Annotated in this window: 15 protein-coding genes; 3 read left to right on the top strand and 12 right to left on the bottom strand. The window is 34.0% G+C overall.

Annotated elements, in window-relative coordinates; all coding sequences use genetic code 11:
* The first annotated feature begins 11 nt into the window (after positions 1 to 11).
* Positions 12 to 890, top strand: a complete 879-nt coding sequence (locus FC46_RS03265) for a DegV family protein (protein WP_057797816.1) — start codon at positions 12 to 14, stop codon at positions 888 to 890.
* A 205-nt stretch (positions 891 to 1,095) separates the two neighbouring features.
* Here FC46_RS03265 and add read toward each other — a convergent pair whose 3' ends face one another.
* Positions 1,096 to 2,103: an adenosine deaminase gene (add, locus tag FC46_RS03260; RefSeq protein ID WP_057797813.1), complete on the bottom strand. Its 1,008-nt coding sequence runs from the start codon at positions 2,101 to 2,103 to the stop codon at positions 1,096 to 1,098.
* Between the two features lie 1,142 nt (positions 2,104 to 3,245).
* Between add and FC46_RS03255 the strand changes: the two genes are divergently transcribed.
* Complete coding sequence (locus FC46_RS03255; RefSeq protein ID WP_057797812.1) at positions 3,246 to 3,611, top strand: helix-turn-helix domain-containing protein; 366 nt, start codon at positions 3,246 to 3,248, stop codon at positions 3,609 to 3,611.
* Between the two features lie 47 nt (positions 3,612 to 3,658).
* Here the strand turns inward: FC46_RS03255 and FC46_RS03250 are convergent, their stop codons facing one another.
* The 5 genes from FC46_RS03250 to parE form a co-directional block, all read right to left on the bottom strand.
* Entirely contained in the window at positions 3,659 to 4,258 is a 600-nt protein-coding gene (locus FC46_RS03250) for a peptidylprolyl isomerase (protein WP_057797809.1), read from the bottom strand.
* Positions 4,259 to 4,346: 88 nt separating this feature from the next.
* Complete coding sequence (locus tag FC46_RS03245; RefSeq protein ID WP_057797807.1) at positions 4,347 to 5,282, bottom strand: manganese-dependent inorganic pyrophosphatase; 936 nt, start codon at positions 5,280 to 5,282, stop codon at positions 4,347 to 4,349.
* Positions 5,283 to 5,295: 13 nt separating this feature from the next.
* Positions 5,296 to 6,261 (bottom strand): LysR family transcriptional regulator, encoded by a 966-nt coding sequence (locus FC46_RS03240; protein ID WP_057797805.1) that lies wholly within the window; start codon positions 6,259 to 6,261, stop codon positions 5,296 to 5,298.
* Positions 6,262 to 6,376: 115 nt separating this feature from the next.
* Positions 6,377 to 8,857: a DNA topoisomerase IV subunit A gene (gene parC / locus FC46_RS03235; RefSeq protein ID WP_057797802.1), complete on the bottom strand. Its 2,481-nt coding sequence runs from the start codon at positions 8,855 to 8,857 to the stop codon at positions 6,377 to 6,379.
* Between the two features lie 15 nt (positions 8,858 to 8,872).
* A complete protein-coding gene (parE, locus tag FC46_RS03230) occupies positions 8,873 to 10,819 on the bottom strand; it encodes a DNA topoisomerase IV subunit B (RefSeq protein WP_057797801.1) in 1,947 nt (648 codons plus the stop codon).
* A 97-nt stretch (positions 10,820 to 10,916) separates the two neighbouring features.
* On the opposite strand from parE, the gene plsY reads away from it, so the two are divergent.
* Entirely contained in the window at positions 10,917 to 11,546 is a 630-nt protein-coding gene (gene plsY / locus FC46_RS03225; protein ID WP_057797799.1) for a glycerol-3-phosphate 1-O-acyltransferase PlsY, read from the top strand.
* Positions 11,547 to 11,625: 79 nt separating this feature from the next.
* On the opposite strand, the gene FC46_RS03220 is transcribed toward plsY, so the two are convergent.
* From FC46_RS03220 to trmFO, 6 genes are all read right to left on the bottom strand, one after another.
* Positions 11,626 to 12,249 (bottom strand): LysR family transcriptional regulator substrate-binding protein, encoded by a 624-nt coding sequence (locus FC46_RS03220; RefSeq protein ID WP_057797797.1) that lies wholly within the window; start codon positions 12,247 to 12,249, stop codon positions 11,626 to 11,628.
* 47 nt (positions 12,250 to 12,296) lie between these two features.
* A complete protein-coding gene (locus tag FC46_RS03215) occupies positions 12,297 to 13,199 on the bottom strand; it encodes an aldose 1-epimerase family protein (RefSeq protein WP_057797795.1) in 903 nt (300 codons plus the stop codon).
* Between the two features lie 152 nt (positions 13,200 to 13,351).
* On the bottom strand, positions 13,352 to 14,746 hold the full coding sequence (gene hslU / locus FC46_RS03210; protein WP_057797792.1) for an ATP-dependent protease ATPase subunit HslU: 1,395 nt from the start codon (positions 14,744 to 14,746) through the stop codon (positions 13,352 to 13,354).
* Complete coding sequence (gene hslV / locus FC46_RS03205; protein WP_057797791.1) at positions 14,746 to 15,279, bottom strand: HslVU peptidase proteolytic subunit; 534 nt, start codon at positions 15,277 to 15,279, stop codon at positions 14,746 to 14,748. Before hslV ends, hslU begins: the two co-directional genes overlap by 1 nt.
* Positions 15,276 to 16,205 carry a tyrosine recombinase XerC gene (gene xerC / locus FC46_RS03200; protein WP_057797789.1) on the bottom strand — a complete coding sequence of 310 codons (930 nt, stop codon included), beginning with the start codon at positions 16,203 to 16,205 and terminating at the stop codon, positions 15,276 to 15,278. The genes hslV and xerC overlap by 4 nt, the downstream gene beginning before the upstream one ends.
* Positions 16,198 to 17,517, bottom strand: a complete 1,320-nt coding sequence (gene trmFO / locus FC46_RS03195; RefSeq protein WP_057797787.1) for a methylenetetrahydrofolate--tRNA-(uracil(54)-C(5))-methyltransferase (FADH(2)-oxidizing) TrmFO — start codon at positions 17,515 to 17,517, stop codon at positions 16,198 to 16,200. Before trmFO ends, xerC begins: the two co-directional genes overlap by 8 nt.
* Positions 17,518 to 17,576 lie beyond the last annotated feature (59 nt).

Raw genomic sequence — 17,576 nt, 5'->3', positions numbered from 1 at the left:
AAGGGTATATAATGAAGATTGCATTAGTAACCGATAGTACAAGTGTACTTACCGAAAAAGAAGTAAAGGAAAATAATGTGATCGTAATGCCTATTCCAGTCATTATTGGTGATAAAGAATACTTGGAAGGCGTTAATATCACATCTGAACAGCTTTTTGAAACACAACGACATGGAGCAGCTTTTCCTAAAACTTCACAGCCAAGTATGGGTAAAATGATTGAGCTTTATAACAAGTTACATGCAGAAGGTTATGAAGCAATTATTGATATTACTTTATCGAGTGGTATTTCAGGCTATAACTCAACTTTACAGAACATCGCTCGTAATAACCCTGAATATCATTTATATCCATACGACTCTAAGATGACAGTTAAATTACAAGGATATTTAGTTTTAGCTGCTGCAAAAATGATCAGAAATGGGTTTACACCAGAAGAAATCATCAAAAAATTGGATGAAATTTCTGAAACCATTGATGAGTTGTTTGTGGTTGATGACCTTAAAAACTTGAGTCGTGGTGGCCGTTTGAGTAATGCAAGTGCATTTATTGGAACCATGCTTCATATTAAGCCTTTATTAACTTTTGAAGATGGTAAAATTGTCGCTTTTGACAAAATACGTTCAATGAAGCGCGCTGTTAATAAAATTGAAATCATTGCTCTAGATAGAATAAGTAAACTAGACTATAAAGATAAGTTACGGCTATTTGTTTTCCATTCTAATGATGAAAAACAAGCTGAAGAACTTAAAGATTTCTGGGAAGAAAAGCTTCCAGGTATGCCAGTTGATGTAGCTGAATTTAGTCCAGTTATTGCAACACACCTAGGTGAGAAGTCAGTTGCTATCGCTTGGATGATTGATATTGATAAAATCGATTTAACTAAATAAAAAATAAAAGGAGTGGCTATTGTGTCACTTCTTTTATTTTGCACGTAGCTATAACCAGTTTATTATTACCTCTGAACAAGCATAGTACTATTGTTATAAACACATGATAACAAAAATATTATCACTGAAATTTAGCCATAACAAATCTCCTATAATTAAAATATCTCATATCAAAACATAAACAAGTAATGATATGAGATATTTTTTATCCAATTAACTTTTTCAATCTTTCTTTTTCTTGAGGACTAGCAAAGCATGCAGCAATCGAATTTTTCAGCATTTGCTTTTCTTCATCTTTTGATAGTCCTGTTTTTTCTTCCAGCTTCTTATATTCTTTAGGCAAGGTAGTATTTGAAACTGTCATGTTATCAGTATTCAAAGTTACCCGTACATTTTCCTGAAGTAAATCTCTAACTGGATAAGTTTCTAATTGATCAAAAACTTTGGTATTCATATTTGAAGTAGCGCAGCACTCTAAAGTAATTTGATCTTTAATCAGTTCTTGCACTAGTTTTGAATCTTCGGTACAACGAATCCCATGACCAATTCGTTTAGTTCCTAAACTCAATGCTTCATAAATTGATTCAGGGCCCATTGCTTCACCTGCGTGTATTGTATAAGGAACTCCGAGTTTTTTTGCTGTATCAAATAATGGCTTGAAATTCTCAATGGCTAATTCTGGAGTTTCAGCACCGGCCAAATCAATACCAACAACGTGAGAAGTCTTCAGCATTTTCTTTGCAAGTAAAACGGTCTCCATATTTTTCTTTTCATTATCATGCTTTCGCATACAGCATAAAATAAAGTTCGCATGAAGATCAGCTTGACCATCATTTAACGCATCTTGCCAATTTAGGAAGTTTTTATAACCAATATCACATGCTTTAACTGCATCTTCCTGTGTCAGATCTTTTTGAGTATGAAGCTGAGGTGCAAATCGAATTTCAACATAGATAAAGCCTTGCTTGCGTAGATCTCTTAATAAATCAAAAACGATCATCTCTAAATCAGTTTTGGTTTGCATCAATTTCAAAGGAAAAGCAAATTTTTCTAAATATTCATTTAAATCATGACAATCCTTTGAAACAGAGAGTTTTTGGTGAAGTTGATCATCATTAAGAGCAGGGAAATGATGTAATTTACTGAGTTTTTGAGCTGTATCAAAGGGTAAGGAACCATCTAAATGAAGATGAATATCTATCAAATTTTGCATTTTAAATCTCCTCGTAAATTCTGTTCATTAAATAATGTTAAATTGTTAATATTCTAGCATTTTTTTCTACAGAAAGCAGTAATTTTTAGTATTAAAAGAAGATTTTTACAAAATAATGAGGTTTTGCTTTTTGAAAACGCTAAATTTCAATCGAAAAAGCGAACATTATTCTATGATTTGATATGGTAGGGAGAATATAAATAAAGAAACTAAAGTATATGTATTAAAATTAGCAATTATTCAACCAATTAAATAAATTTTCAAAGTTGACTACTTACTAATTACTAACAGCAAAAAATTGATCTTTTTCAATTTTAGAACATATGTTTCATTAAAAGAAGATTTTAAGTAAAGATGTCAGTCGATCATTATAGCTATCTCGTAAATAGTCAAAATCTGATGATTTTTAGTTTTATGATTAATCACGTAAATTTAACTATTTTATCAATATCATATACAATCGTTTGATTCATTATTTTAAACTAGCATTCATTTAGATACTATTTACAATTTTCAGCAACTGCATATATCGCAATTCTACGATCATTTTTAATTGAATAACTTAATAGGTAATAATAAATGTTTTTAAAATGTTTATGTGATCAATCTAAAACATCAATAATATCTTACTTTAAAATTCTGAAATAAATTATATGATGATTACTTACTACGAATTAATTTCAGATATTCAATAATTGGATTATTACCAATACATGTTCAAAAATGAGTCGATCACACACTATCTCTCAATTTGTTTTTATTACTTTACATAATATACATTATACGAAGCACCTGCTAGCTAAATTTGCTACTCTCTTTCTATTTTTCAGTAAAAATTATTATCAACTCGCATCTATTTTTTGCTACCACAGATCAAAATCAAACGGAAAATCAAATTCGCGCAATCATATTATTTGAATATTTTTCTAATAACGTATAGTATAATGTATATAAACTATACGTTTGACTGAATAAACTGTTATTTGATATATCTTTCTTTGTTTATTAATTTTTTTTAAAACACATGAATATACTTTCAATGTACAAATAAATTAGTTTAAAATTGTTTAAGGTATATATTGTTTCCTTACAAGATAACCACAATAATACAATTACTACTATATGAAAGGATCTGAGCACCAATGAGTGTCAATCTAGGAGTTGAAATTTCACGCCGGAGACGTGATCAAAGACTTACACAGGAGGATCTTGCTGAATTAAGCGATTTATCGGTTAATTTTATTTCCCGTTTAGAAAGAACAAAAGATCAAAATATTAGTATTCAAAAATTGGATTCAATTGCCCAAGCATTGAATACTACCACTCCTGATATTATTAATAACGCTTATCGTGTTAAAAAGGTTTATCCTAATGGACCTACAAAGGAAACTAATCCTGCGTACATCCAAAAAATCGTTAACGAAATCCGAAAATTACCAAGTGGAGATGCTGAAAAAGTAAGTAAATCTCTGATTGTTTTGCTTAAAACAATGAATAATAACAAATAAACATAAAAAGGTTGTGAACTGTCATCGCGTTCACAACCTTTTTATGTTTAATCATTGAATTTTGAACCTTCAATTTTAATTGTATTAATAATTACGTCTTCAATAGGCTTATCTAATTTATTTTTCTTAACCTTAGCAATCCCATCAACAACGTCCATACCATCAATCACTTGACCAAAAACAGTATGCCTTCCATCAAGCCATGGTGTTCCACCTTGCTTATATTGTTTAATAATTTCTTTGGGATAACCTAACGGCTCCATTTGTTTAATGTATCTCTTAGGCATATTTTTATTCTGGACAATAAAGAATTGACTTCCATTAGTATTAGGACCAGAATTTGCCATTGAAAGCGCACCACGGATATTAAAAAGTTCATTTGAAAATTCATCTTCAAATGGATGTCCCCAGATACTTTCGCCACCTGTTCCATCTCCTTTTGGATCTCCGCCTTGAATCATAAAGTCAGAAATCACACGATGAAATGTTGTATTATCATAATAACCTTTTTGAGCTAAACGTACAAAGTTTTCAACTGTCATTGGAGCTTGTTTCTCAAACAGTTGAATCTTAATATCACCATGATTTGTTTTAATTATTGCTGTAGGACCTTCAATTTTATCTAAGTTTAATTGTGGTAATGACATGTTTTCTCCCTTCAAAAATAGAAACAGAAAAAGTGGCTAATTTACTAAACTAGTCACTTCTTCTCTATTCAATTATTAATTAAATAAATTAACCTTCAAAAGCATCAGTTAATGGAGGAACAACTTGCTTCTTACGAGAAACAACACCTGGAAGTTTAACTTCTGAATCATTCAGCTTCTTATCAAATGCTTTTTCAAAAATAGCCTTATTTTCATCAGAACCAACAACTAGAGCTTCTGAATCAGAATCAAGGATGTTAGTAATTAAGAACATAAACATGTCATAGTTATTTTCTTTAGATGCAGTTTCCATTGCTTTCAAAAATGCTTCTTTACGTTCCATTGCTTCTGGTAAATCAACAACGTTGATCTGAGCAACACGAACATTGTTACCGTTTAATTCAAAGCTCTTAGCATCAAGATCAATTAAATCTTCTTCTGACTTATCAGCAATGTTAGTACCAGCCTTAAGCATTGTTAAACCGTATTCTTTGTAGTCAACGTCAGCAATCTTTGCTAATGCTTCAATGGCTTCCTTATCTTCTTCAGTAGAAGTTGGTGACTTCAAAAGCAATGTATCAGAAATAATTGCTGAAAGCATCAAACCTGCGATGTTCTTTGGAATTTCAACTTCATTTTCATTGAACATTTTCCAAACGATGGTTGAAGTACAACCTTTTGGTTCTGCACGATAGTACAATGGATCAGCAGTATTAAAGTTCATAATTCTATGGTGATCTACAACGTGAGTTACCTTAACCTTATCGATGTCAGAAACACTTTGTTGTGGTTCATTATGGTCAACAAGCATAACACCATCAACTTCATTAGAAGCAGTCTTAATAACTCTAGGTGCTTCAAAACCAAACTTTTTCAAAGCATAAGCTGTTTCATCATTAGGTTCACCTAAAGCAACAGCTTCAGTATTGTAACCTAACTTATTTTGCAAATATGAAAACGCAATTGCAGTACCAATTGCATCTGTATCTGGATTTTGGTGACCAAAAACTAATTCTTTTTCCATTAAAAATTTCTCCTCACTGAATTTTCTTTTCTTCTTCTAGTCTACTAGAATAGTCCTTTTTATCCAAGAAAATATTCCATTCTTTTAAGAAGTTTTGGATTCTTGGAATGTTAGTTTTATCATTTAAGTAAACTAATGAAATATCAAATTCTTTATCATTTTGAATATATACTGGCGTTAACGTAGTTTCATTCTTATGAGTGACATAGTACTCTCTTGATACGAACGTATCCATCTTTGTATTCTCTGCTGCATCAATCAAATATTTTGGACGTGGCAAAGTTAGAACAACGTTTGGTTTTCTCTTACTTCCGAAGTAGTTCTTCATCAAATTTGTTAAATAATAATTTTGTGGATATGAAATCCATTTTCTCTTTAAGAACCTTGAAATTGGATATTCTTTATTGGCTTCAACTGTATTCTTGTGAGTTAAGACAACTAGACGATCATGATAAATCAACTGATGTTCATACTGATGATGTAGATTTATTTCGTCACGTTTAGTATTATCCGGTAAATACATCACAGCCATGTCGATCATATTTTTATCTAATTCTCGCCACAAATCTTCATAATCAAAATCATAAACATTAATACTAATGTTTGGATACTTTTCAGCGAATTTAGTTAAAAATTGACGCAAAATTGTGATATCTAATGTTTCTAGAACGCCAATTGTAATCGTTCCTTTATCCGATTGTGTAAATTCTTGAATATTATTTACAACAGAATTAATCGTATCTAATAGCTGAGAAGCCGCTACTTTCATTTCTTTACCGGCTTCAGTTAAGTACAATTTTTTACCCATTTGCCCAAATAAAGGCGCACCGATTGTACGCTCAAGCTTTTTGATTTGCTGAGTTAATGCTGGCTGCGTAATTCCCAAAATTTGAGCAGCTTGAGTGTAATTCATAGTATCAACTAATTGCAAAAAATATCTAAGAGATTTTGCTGAGAGTATTGTATCTGTTTTAGGCATAATGATTAGCTTCTTTCTATTGTATTAAAATAATCTCTGTATTCACCATCATTGTGTACCTAAAAAGAAACAGTGTCAAAGTAAATGACTTGACACTGTGAAAGCACTTTTATTATTACTCGAACAAGTCTGAAACGTCTTTACCTTTATCACTAATTGGACGTCCTAACTCAAGGCTAACCGGAGTACCATCAGTTGTTGGTTCAACAATAAATGATCCGTTTGAATAACGATCGCCTAATGGGAAGTCAGTCGTATTAACTTCAAGATGACGTTCACTTGAAGTGGTTAAATTTAAGATATGATTTTGACCATACGAAACTATTGCAGCAACTCTATGTGGCTTAGCTTTTAGTTCTCTTAGGACCATTACCCCACGTTTTGCTCTTGAGACTTTGTTGACAATATTTAAATTAAACTGCTTAAAGGCTCCTCTTTGCGTAACCAATCCTACCTTTATTAAATCAACATATTCTGGATCAACTAAAGTATAGCCAACAACGAAATCATCATCTTTCAAGTTAACAGATTTAACACCCGCTGCTTTACCACCAGATTCAGGAACTTCTGAAATATCATATTTTACAGCATATGCCTTATTAGTAAATAAAGTTATTTCAGCTTGAGAATCTGGCTTTATATAATCAACTCTAAGCATACGACTATTATCATCTTTCATCTTCATAGCCGTTATTGCTCGAGAACGATAAGTTCTAGTTGGTTGTAAATTGCTTAATTGAACCTGCTTGATATAACCATCATTTGTTGCCATTAGGAAATTCATTTCTTCATCAAGAGAATCAATTTCAAATACACGAATAATTTGCTCGTCAGGTGATAATCCGATTTCTTGAGATAAATGTTGACCTGTTTCTTTCCATTTTGTTTCAACTAATTCATGAACAGGACGATAAATCAAGTTGCCTCTATTTGTAAACAAGTAAAGGTTAGTCAAAGTTGATACAGTTTTCTCGTAAATAACTTTATCACTTTCTGGCAAACCATTATCAGCACTATCGGTTGATTGATATGAACGAAGTGAAGAACGTTTCAAGTAGCCATCACGACTGATTAAAACTCTAACTTGTTCATCAGCCACCAGAGCTTTTTCATCAATCTCGACTTTAGCGCTTTCCTTAGAAATTTCCGTTCTTCTTGGATTACCAAATTCTTTCTTTACTGCATTTAATTCCTTGATAATTTGCTTTTCAAGAGTAGCGCGATCTGATAACAACTTTCTATAAACAGCAACTTTTTCATTTAATTCTTTTTGTTCAGCAATTAATGCATCTACATCAGTATTAGTCAAACGATACAATTGTAAAGAAACAATAGCTTCAGCTTGACGTTCAGTAAATTGGTAAGCTGCAATAATATTCTTCTTAGCATCTGCCTTATTCTTAGAAGCGCGGATTGTTTTAATTACTTCATCCAAAATATCCATTGCATGGATTAAACCTTGGATAATTTCAAGACGACCTTCAGCCTTGTTTAAATCGTATTTAGTCCTCTTAGTGATAACTTCTTCATCATGTTCAAGGTATGAAGATAAAATACGCTTTAACCCGACTTGAACAGGTGTCATATGATCAATTGCAACCATATTGAAATTATAAGAAACTTGCAAATCAGTATTCTTAAATAAGTAATTTAGAATATTTTGTGCATCTGCATCTTTCTTAAGCTCAATTACGATTGATAATCCGTGGCGATCAGTTTCATCACGAACTTCTGCAATCCCATCAATTTCTTTGTTTAAGCGAATTTCATCAATTTTTTTAACCATCATCGCTTTGTTAACATCAAATGGAATTTCAGTAATTACAATTTCTTGTCTATGGCCTCTAATTTCTTGAATACTAGTCTTAGCTCTAACCTGAATTCTGCCTCGACCAGTTTCATAAGCTTCCTTAATTCCTTTTGTTCCCATAACAATAGCACCAGTTGGGAAGTCTGGTCCTTTAACAAATTTCATTAAGTCAGATAAGCTAGCGTCTGGGTGCTTTAACAAATAAATTGTAGCATCAATTACTTCGCTTAAATTATGTGGTGGGATTTCTGTCGCGTACCCGGCTGAAATTCCGGTTGACCCATTAACTAATAAATTAGGGAATTTAGCTGGTAAAACGGTTGGTTCATACTCAGTATCATCGAAGTTGAGGACCATATTAACTGTGTCTTTATCGATATCTTGTAAAAGCATATTAGAAATTTTACTCAATCGAGATTCAGTATAACGCATGGCAGCTGGACCATCGCCATCCATTGAACCATTATTTCCGTGCATTTCAACAAGTGGTTCACGCATCTTCCAGTCTTGTGACAAGTGAACTAAAGCACCATAAATTGAACTATCACCGTGGGGGTGATAGTTACCCATAATATTACCTACAGCCTTAGCAGCTTTTTTAAATGCTTTATCGTAAGTATTATTATCTTGATACATCGCATAAAGAATACGACGTTGAACTGGCTTTAAACCATCTCTAATATCAGGCAAGGCACGTTCTTGAATAATATATTTAGAATATCGTCCAAAACGTTCACCCATAACCTGTTCAAGTGGCATTTCACGAATTCTTTCTTTTGTGGCCATTAAATTCTAAACCTCTTAATCATTATCTGCGTCTAAAATCGAGCCATCTTCGCCCATTCTAAACTTAACGTTCTCTTCTATCCATTTTCTTCTTGCTGCTACTTTATCACCCATTAATGTAGTTACTCTGCGTTCAGCTAATGCAGCATCATCAATACGAACACGAATTAACATTCTAGATTCAGGATTCATAGTTGTTTGCCAAAGCTGTTCAGCATTCATTTCACCCAAACCCTTAAATCTTTGAAGAGAATACCCTTTACCCATTGCTTTTTCGCCTTCGACTAATTCTTCATCAGTCCAGCAATATTGTACTTCAGTCTTCTTACCACGACCCTTTTGCAAACGATATAAAGGAGGTAATGCAATATATACCTTACCTTGTTCAATCATTGGTCGCATATAACGATAGAAGAAAGTAAGAAGTAAAATTTGAATATGGGCACCATCGTCATCCGCGTCAGTCATAATAATGACTTTATCATAGTTAGAATCATCTGCTTTAAATTCAGTACCAACACCTGCACCAATCGTGTAGATCATTGTGTTGATTTCTTCATTTTTAAAGATATCCTGTAGCTTCGCCTTTTGCGTATTTAGTACTTTTCCACGAAGAGGCAAGATTGCTTGGAATCTTCTATCTCTACCTTGCTTAGCAGATCCACCGGCTGAATCACCTTCAACCAAGAATAACTCATTCTTCTTCGGATTACGGGATTGAGCAGGAGTTAATTTACCAGATAAAACTTCTTTCTTACGTCGCTTTTTCCCGTTTCTGCTTTCATCTCTTGCCCTTTTAGCAGCTTCACGTGCATCTCTTGCTCTTTGGGCTTTTTTAACAAGTTCCTGTGCAAGCTCACCGTTCTCCATTAAGTAGTAAGTCATCTTCTCATAAACAAGAGCGTCAACTGCGGATCTTGCTTGAGGTGTACCTAACTTACCCTTAGTTTGGCCTTCAAATTCAAGTAATTCTTCAGGTATTTTGATTGATAATACTGCACTTAAACCTTCTCGATAATCAGAACCGTCAATATTTTTATCTTTCTTTCCTAAAAGGCCTTGCTTTTTAGCATAGTCATTGAAAGCGCGAGTAAATCCACTGCGAGCACCCACTTCGTGACTACCACCATCAGCAGTTCTAACGTTATTTACGAATGAAACCAAATTTTCTGAATAACCGTCACTGTATTGACCACTAAATTCAATTTCCATGCCATCTTGCTTACCCTCAAAGTAAAAGACATCACTAATCGTACCTTTTCCTTCATTTAAGTAAGAAACAAAAGATTTAATTCCATCATCATATTGGAACGTATCATGGTGTTCAGGTTCACGTTCATCAGTTAAATTGAATTTTACTCCTTTAAGCAAGAAAGCTGATTCACGAATTCTCTCTTGAATAGTTTCATACTTATACTTAACCGTTGAAAAAATACTTGCATCTGGTTTGAAAGTAATAGTTGTTCCAGTCTTATCCTTAGTCTTACCTAAACAGCGTAAAGTACCAATAGGATGACCACCATTTTCGAATTCTTCTTCATAGGCTTTTCCATCACGAACCACTCTAACTTTCATATAGCTTGATAGAGCATTCACTACTGAAGAACCTACACCGTGCAATCCACCAGAAGTCTTATAATTTTGTTCAGTAAATTTTCCTCCGGCATGTAAAACAGTCAAAATAACTTCGATAGTTGGTTTGCCAGACTTATGCATACCTGTTGGCATACCACGACCAAAATCTCTTACAGTAATACTATTATCTTTATGAATCGTCACATCGATTTCATCACCGTATCCAGCCATAGCCTCATCGACAGAATTATCGACGATTTCATAAACCAACTGATTCAATCCATGTATATCTGTTGAACCAATATACATACCCGGACGCTTACGAACAGCTTCTAGACCGTGTAAGATTTGAATTGAAGAATCATCATAAGTATTAGCTTTAGCCACTAAAATTCCTCCACTTGTTCAATAATTTCGCAACCCCATATATATTTACAAGTAATTTTTTGCTAAAATATCCATAGATTAAATGGAGTTGTGATATATGTTTGCATTAAAAATTGCATCGATTATTATTTTAGCATATTTAATTGGTTCATTCCCGACAGGAGTTGTGATTGGGAAAACGTTTTTCAAAAAAGACATCCGAAAATATGGATCAGGTAATATTGGAACTACTAATACTTTCAGAGTATTAGGGCCAAAAGCAGGAACAGTTGTCTTCCTTATTGATTTCTTCAAAGGTACGATTGCTACATTACTACCTGTGATCTTTTCCATCTCTGGTCATCATTGGTGTCTATTTTGTGGATTAGCGGCCATTTTAGGTCACGCTTTTCCTGTTTTCTTACACTTCAAAGGAGGAAAAGCTGTTGCAACCACTGCAGGATTCTTGCTAGGTTACAATGTTCACTTTTTCCTAATTTGTGCCGTTATCTTTATTCCTATCTTATTTATTACCAGTATGGTTTCATTAACCAGCTTAATCTCAATTGTACTGATTTTTATTGCTTCCTTCTTCTTCCATGATTTGGCCTTGAGTCTAATCAGTGGACTGCTCGTAGTCTTAATCTACTGGAGCCATCGAAGTAACATTTCGCGAATTCGGCAGCATAATGAGAACATGGTTCCATTTGGAATTGTTTACTGGTATAAGAAAAAACACAATAGCTAAAATAATAAGAACCAACAAAATGATTTGTTGGTTTTTTTATAGTATTAATTATATATTTTCGAACTATAGTTCGCAAGCACTAATTTAATTCGTGACTCAGAAGTTGTCCAAATTCTTTAATTACGTCTAGATTACTATTTTCTTCTTTTACAAGCAAACTATAGTCTTGTTTTATTTGTTGATTCTTATTATTTAATAAAAACATTTTTTGCAGCTGCTGGCTCTTAAAGGCTGGAGCTGTTTTTTCATTAACAATAAAGTACCCTGATCCCGACTCTGCCATCAAAGCTGCTTCATTAAAAGTTTCTACTGCCATGAATGGACTTTTGATTTCCAAAATATCTCGATGATAATGCAGTTCAGCAGCCTCTTCTTCTGTCTTGACAGCGAGTAAATCTGGAATTTTATTTAGATCAGCTAAAGTAATTGTTTGCTGACCACGATCAAAGTTACCAGCTTGAAGTAGAATCATCAAGCTAATATCAGCTAACTTTTCTGAAAAAAGCTCATTTACTACTGAGTCACGCAAGTTCGTAATTGCAATATCAGCTCTACCTTCATTGACTGCATCGATAGTTTGTTGCTGTCCAAATGGTTTTAATTCTAACTCTATATTAGGATATTTCTGTTCCAGGACATTTTTAGACTTAAGGATTTCATTTGTTCCGAAATTTTTCAGATACGCTACGCTTAATTTTTTCATAAAGACTTTCCACAAAAAAAGGTCTTGACTATGCAAGACCCCATTTTTTATTCATCATCTTGACCATGAAATGTAATACTAAAACCGGCTTCAAATTTTTCACCTTTATCAAGATGGTTCATACCAAACTTGTCTTCTAATTTACCATTTGAATCTGATCTATCGGCAATTCCCCACCATGGTTCAATGCAAATATAGTCTGCAGTCTTAGGATATTGAGACCAGATACCTACAAATGGGGCATTCCTCGTCCAAACATTAATATGGAAATGACTATCCTCAGTTCTAAGTGAGATCTTGTTATCATGTCCCTTTAATTGATAAATCAAAGCATCATTTTTGAATAAATCATCACTTAAAGCAATTAAGCTATCAGTTGGTGCAAGAGAACGATTATCCCAGTCAAGTAAACCATTTTGCTTACTAATCGGAATTTGAATTCTCGACACTGATGGTTGAGTAGTAAAGTAAAAATCTTTCTTTTCAAGGCCTAAATTTTTAACAGGAACGTTAAAACCAGGGTGACCACCAATACCAAAAATCATTTCACCGTCTGTTTTGTTAGTTACCGTAAAGTTTTCTTCCAGAAGATTGTTCATCAAATTATAATTTACACGAAGTTCAAATTCGAATGGATACATCTTACGGCTTTCTTCAGTATCCTTAAGTAAAAAGGTAATGCTTTCTTCAGACTGCTTTTCAACTGTGAATTCTTCATTTCGAGCAAATCCATGTTGTGGTAAATGATAAGTTTTTCCATTATAAGTATATTCATCATTCTTTAGACGACCAACAATTGGGAACAATACAGGAGCATGTCTATCCCAAATTTCAGGATCAGCTTGCCACATATATTCATGACCAGTATGACGGCCCTTAACACTTTGAATTTCTGCACCCATACTTGAAATAGTAACTTCAAGCATATTATTTTTAATAGTATAATTCATCTTAATTATCCTTTATATTCAAAAACTAAGAAGTGTGAAAGCCTTCTCATTTGTTAATTATATCACAAGTTTTCATAAAAATTACACTATAAAAGCACTCAATTTAAAATTACGATACTGAAAAAGCACGCTTCAAAAACGTGCTTAATCAACTACAAAATAAACTTAGTTAAGTCTTTGTTAGTAATTACATCCTTCAGCTTATCTTCTACATAAGCTTCAGTAATAGTAATTTCACCCATTTCCATATCAGGGCCTTCGTAAAGAACATCTTCAAGTAATTTTTCAAGAATAGTTGATAAACGTCTTGCCCCAATATTATCGGTACCTTGGTTGACATTGTAGGCAATTTCTGCAATTTTATCGACGGCTTCTTGAGTAAAGATAAGTTTAATACCATCAGCTTCCAATAAAGCGATGTATTGCTTCAATAAAGAATTTTCTGGATCCTTTAAAATGCGAACAAAGTCTTCTTTAGTTAAAGCATTCAATTGAACTCGAATCGGAAAACGACCTTGAAGTTCTGGAATCAAATCACTTGGTTTACTTTCAGCAAAAGCTCCTGCAGCAATAAATAAAATATGATCAGTAGAAACCGGACCGTACTTAGTTTGAACAGTAGATCCTTCAACAATCGGCAAGATGTCTCTTTGTACACCTTCACGAGAAACTTGACCAGAATTATTCTTATTACCAGCAGTAATTTTATCAATTTCATCAATAAAGATGATACCGTTATTGGTAGTTCTTTCTATTGCATGTTGGTATAGAGCATCGTAATCAACAAGCTTACGTGATTCATCTTGAATCAAAACTTCACGAGCGTCTTTAACAGGTAAAGTACGCTTAACCATCTTCTTAGGCATCAAATTATTCATCATTGATGACATATCCATGCCCATTTGTCCCATCATATCGCTCATTGGATTTACTTTTGGAGCTTGTTCGATTTCGATGGTTACTTCACGATCTTCCAGAAGGCCTTTATCTAATTGTTCAGCAACTGACAATCTTTGATTACGAATATCATCAGTAACTTCTTCTTCATCATTATTTGCAGGTTGATTATTCATGCCTGACATTAACATGTTCATCATTTCCTGCATTTGATTTTCTCGATTTTGACGCTTAATTCCAGGAACTAATAAACGAACTAGCTTTTTATTAGCTTCCTTCAATGCACGAGGACGAATTCGATCGAATTCGTCTTTTTCTTCCATTTGGACAGCTTTAGCAACTAAATCTCTTACCATTGATTCGACATCACGTCCAACATAACCAACTTCAGTAAATTTAGTAGCTTCAACCTTTACAAAAGGTGCTTCAACGATATCAGCCAAACGACGTGCGATTTCAGTTTTACCAACACCAGTTGGTCCGGCCATCAACATGTTTTTTGGTGTAATATCCTTTTGCATTTTCTTGGACAATTGCATTCTACGGTAGCGATTATACAAAGCTACCGCTACTGCCCTTTTAGCATCATCTTGACCAATAATATATTCGTTTAAAAGCTCAACAATCTTCTTTGGAGTTTTAATAGACATTATTTTTCCTCCAATTCATCTGTAGTGATGTGATCATCAGTGAAGACATCAATTCCTGATGCAATCTTAACGGCCTCACGTGCAATTTCATCTGCAGCCATATCTTTTGCATGGCGAGTCATTGCAATCGCAGCTGCTTGAGCAAAATTTCCACCAGAACCGATTGCTACAACATTTTCATCTGGCTCTAGTACTTCACCGTTACCTGAAATCAATAATAGATCTTCATCGTTAAAAGCGATCAACATTGCATTTAATTTTTGAAGAGTTGGATCTTTTCTCCATGCTTGAGCCATTTCTACAGCTGCACGACGTAAATCACCGCTGTAGCTTTCAAGCTTACCTTCAAGCATATCTTGAAGACTCACTGCATCTGCAACACCACCAGCAAAGCCAATCACAACACGATCATGGTAAATCCGGCGAATCTTTTTTGCAGTTGCTTTAGCAATAACTTTTTCACCTAAAGTAACTTGACCATCACCGGCAATTGCAGTCTTTCCATTAAATTTCACAGAACAAATTGTTGTCATTTTTTATTCTCATCCTTTTCTTTATTGCGAGGAAAAAATTTCTGATATTCATCTTTTAAATATGCTGTAGTGACATGCGTGTATATTTGCGTAGTTGAAATATTTGTATGTCCTAATAATTCCTGCACAGTTCTCAGATCTGCCCCATTATTAAGCATCGCAGTAGCAAATGTATGGCGCAATTCATGAGGATGTACTTTTCCACCGATCCCCGCTTTATTGAATACTCTTTGCATTATATATTCAATACCACGATCTGTTAAAGCTTGTCCCTGATTATTTAAAAAAACATAATCTTTTTCTTCAGAATTTTTCAATAACTTACTTCTAGCAGTATCTAAATATTCAGATATCGCTTCTTTAGTCTGCTCATCAAAAAAAACATATCTATCTTTTTTTCCTTTACCATGTACCAAGATTGAATTCATGTCAAAGTTAATTTGGTTGAGTTTCAATCCACTAACTTCACTAACTCGCATCCCCGTTGTATAAAACAATTCGAACAATGCTAAATTCCTCTTCATTAGCGGAGTATTACCTCTTAAAGAAGCCAAGACCTGCTTTATTTCTGGTGCATAAAAGAATTGAGGTAAACGATGTTCTTCAGAACGTAGAGTAATCGTTTGAACTGGATCAATCTTTATTAGTTTTCTTTTAACTAAAAAACGATAAAAAGAGCGTAAACTCGACATTTTTCGCATTTGACTAGTTCGAGCGAGCTTTTTTTCAGCAAGGTGCTGAAGATACACTTCAACATCGCGAGTCTGAACTTTAGTCCAGCCATTAAAACCTCCATTTTCTTGCCAAAAAGTCTTTGCCTCTAGCAAATCCTTTTGATAAAAAATAATTGTTTTATCGCTGTACTGGCGCTCATTAGTTAAGTACGAAATAAACAGAGTTAATTTATCTTTGTCTTCTTTAGTCATCTAAAACAGTTTCTTTAAATTTAGCTAAACTTTCTAACCCACGTTCACTAATCTTTTCATGTCTCTCGCGCTTATTACGGATTTTCTTACCTTCTAAACCAGGAATAAGAGCAAAACTAGCGTTCATTGGTTGAAAATGTTTAGCACTAGTAGTTGTTACATAATTTGCCATTGAACCTAATGCAGTGTCCTTTGGAAAGACAACAGTATCTTCATCCATTGCCTCTCTTGCTGCATTGATTCCAGCTACTAAACCTGAGCCAGCACTTTCAACATAGCCTTCAACACCAGTCATTTGACCAGCAAAAAAGAGCCCTTTTTGCTTCTTTGCTTCATATGAAGCAGTTAGCAAATCTGGAGATGCGATATAAGTGTTACGGTGCATCTTACCATATCTCACAAAGCGTGCATTTTCCAAACCTGGAATCATTGAGAAGACACGCTTTTGTTCACCATACTTTAAGTGGGTCTGGAAACCAACAATATTATACATTGAAGCAGCAGCGTTATCTTGACGTAATTGAATTACTGCATATGGAGTTTCACCAGTATGTGGATCTTCAAGGCCAACTGGTTTAAGGGGACCAAACAACATGGTCTTAGCACCTCTTGCTGCCATTACTTCAATTGGCATACATCCCTCAAATACATCGTCTTTTTCAAAACCATGTACATCAGCCACTTCAGCATGGATCAATTCATGAGCAAACTTTTCATATTGCTCTTTGGTCATTGGGCAATTAAGATATGCCGCTTCACCACGATCATAACGTGACTTCTTATAAACGATGTTCATATCAATTGAATCTGCTGCGACAATAGGTGCAGCTGCATCATAAAAGTGCAAACTATCTGTGCCTGAAAAATCGTTGATTTGTTCAGCTAATGTATCACTAGTAAGTGGACCAGTTGCAATAATCGTAATTCCGTCTTTAGGAATTTCTGTGATTTCTTCTTCATGAATAGTGACATTATCCATTCCGCGAAGAGTATCACTAACATATTTACTGAAGCTATCACGATCAACCGCTAAGGCTCCACCTGCAGGTACTTGCGTCTTATCAGCGGCTTTCATAATTAATGAATCCATTTGGCGCATTTCTTCTTTCAAAAGCCCAACAGCATTTGAAAGTTGATTAGATCTCATCGAATTAGTACATACAAGCTCTGCTAAATTACTAGTTTCATGAGCTGGCGTCATCTTTTTAGGACGCATTTCATACAGGTCAACGTTAATCCCACGTTTAGCTAATTGCCAAGCAGCTTCACTACCTGCAAGGCCTCCTCCGATAACAGTTACATTTTTAGGCATTTATTTCATCCTCTACATAAAAATTACTCATATATAAATATATCATCAAACTACATAAG

It is taken from the genome of Lactobacillus kalixensis DSM 16043, assembly GCF_001434335.1.
Taxonomy (GTDB): domain Bacteria; phylum Bacillota; class Bacilli; order Lactobacillales; family Lactobacillaceae; genus Lactobacillus; species Lactobacillus kalixensis.
Note: the sequence above shows the minus strand (reverse complement) of the source record. Positions and strands in the feature narration are given on the sequence as shown.

Excerpts from the sequence above, each read along its gene's own strand:
- FC46_RS03265 (WP_057797816.1), top strand. The coding sequence starts at position 12 with ATGAAGATTGCATTAGTAACCGATAGTACAAGTGTACTTACCGAAAAA.
- add (WP_057797813.1), bottom strand. The coding sequence starts at position 2,103 with ATGCAAAATTTGATAGATATTCATCTTCATTTAGATGGTTCCTTACCC.
- FC46_RS03255 (WP_057797812.1), top strand. The coding sequence starts at position 3,246 with ATGAGTGTCAATCTAGGAGTTGAAATTTCACGCCGGAGACGTGATCAA.
- FC46_RS03250 (WP_057797809.1), bottom strand. The coding sequence starts at position 4,258 with ATGTCATTACCACAATTAAACTTAGATAAAATTGAAGGTCCTACAGCA.
- FC46_RS03245 (WP_057797807.1), bottom strand. The coding sequence starts at position 5,282 with ATGGAAAAAGAATTAGTTTTTGGTCACCAAAATCCAGATACAGATGCA.
- FC46_RS03240 (WP_057797805.1), bottom strand. The coding sequence starts at position 6,261 with ATGCCTAAAACAGATACAATACTCTCAGCAAAATCTCTTAGATATTTT.
- parC (WP_057797802.1), bottom strand. The coding sequence starts at position 8,857 with ATGGCCACAAAAGAAAGAATTCGTGAAATGCCACTTGAACAGGTTATG.
- plsY (WP_057797799.1), top strand. The coding sequence starts at position 10,917 with ATGTTTGCATTAAAAATTGCATCGATTATTATTTTAGCATATTTAATT.
- FC46_RS03220 (WP_057797797.1), bottom strand. The coding sequence starts at position 12,249 with ATGAAAAAATTAAGCGTAGCGTATCTGAAAAATTTCGGAACAAATGAA.
- FC46_RS03215 (WP_057797795.1), bottom strand. The coding sequence starts at position 13,199 with ATGAATTATACTATTAAAAATAATATGCTTGAAGTTACTATTTCAAGT.
- hslU (WP_057797792.1), bottom strand. The coding sequence starts at position 14,746 with ATGTCTATTAAAACTCCAAAGAAGATTGTTGAGCTTTTAAACGAATAT.
- hslV (WP_057797791.1), bottom strand. The coding sequence starts at position 15,279 with ATGACAACAATTTGTTCTGTGAAATTTAATGGAAAGACTGCAATTGCC.
- xerC (WP_057797789.1), bottom strand. The coding sequence starts at position 16,205 with ATGACTAAAGAAGACAAAGATAAATTAACTCTGTTTATTTCGTACTTA.
- trmFO (WP_057797787.1), bottom strand. The coding sequence starts at position 17,517 with ATGCCTAAAAATGTAACTGTTATCGGAGGAGGCCTTGCAGGTAGTGAA.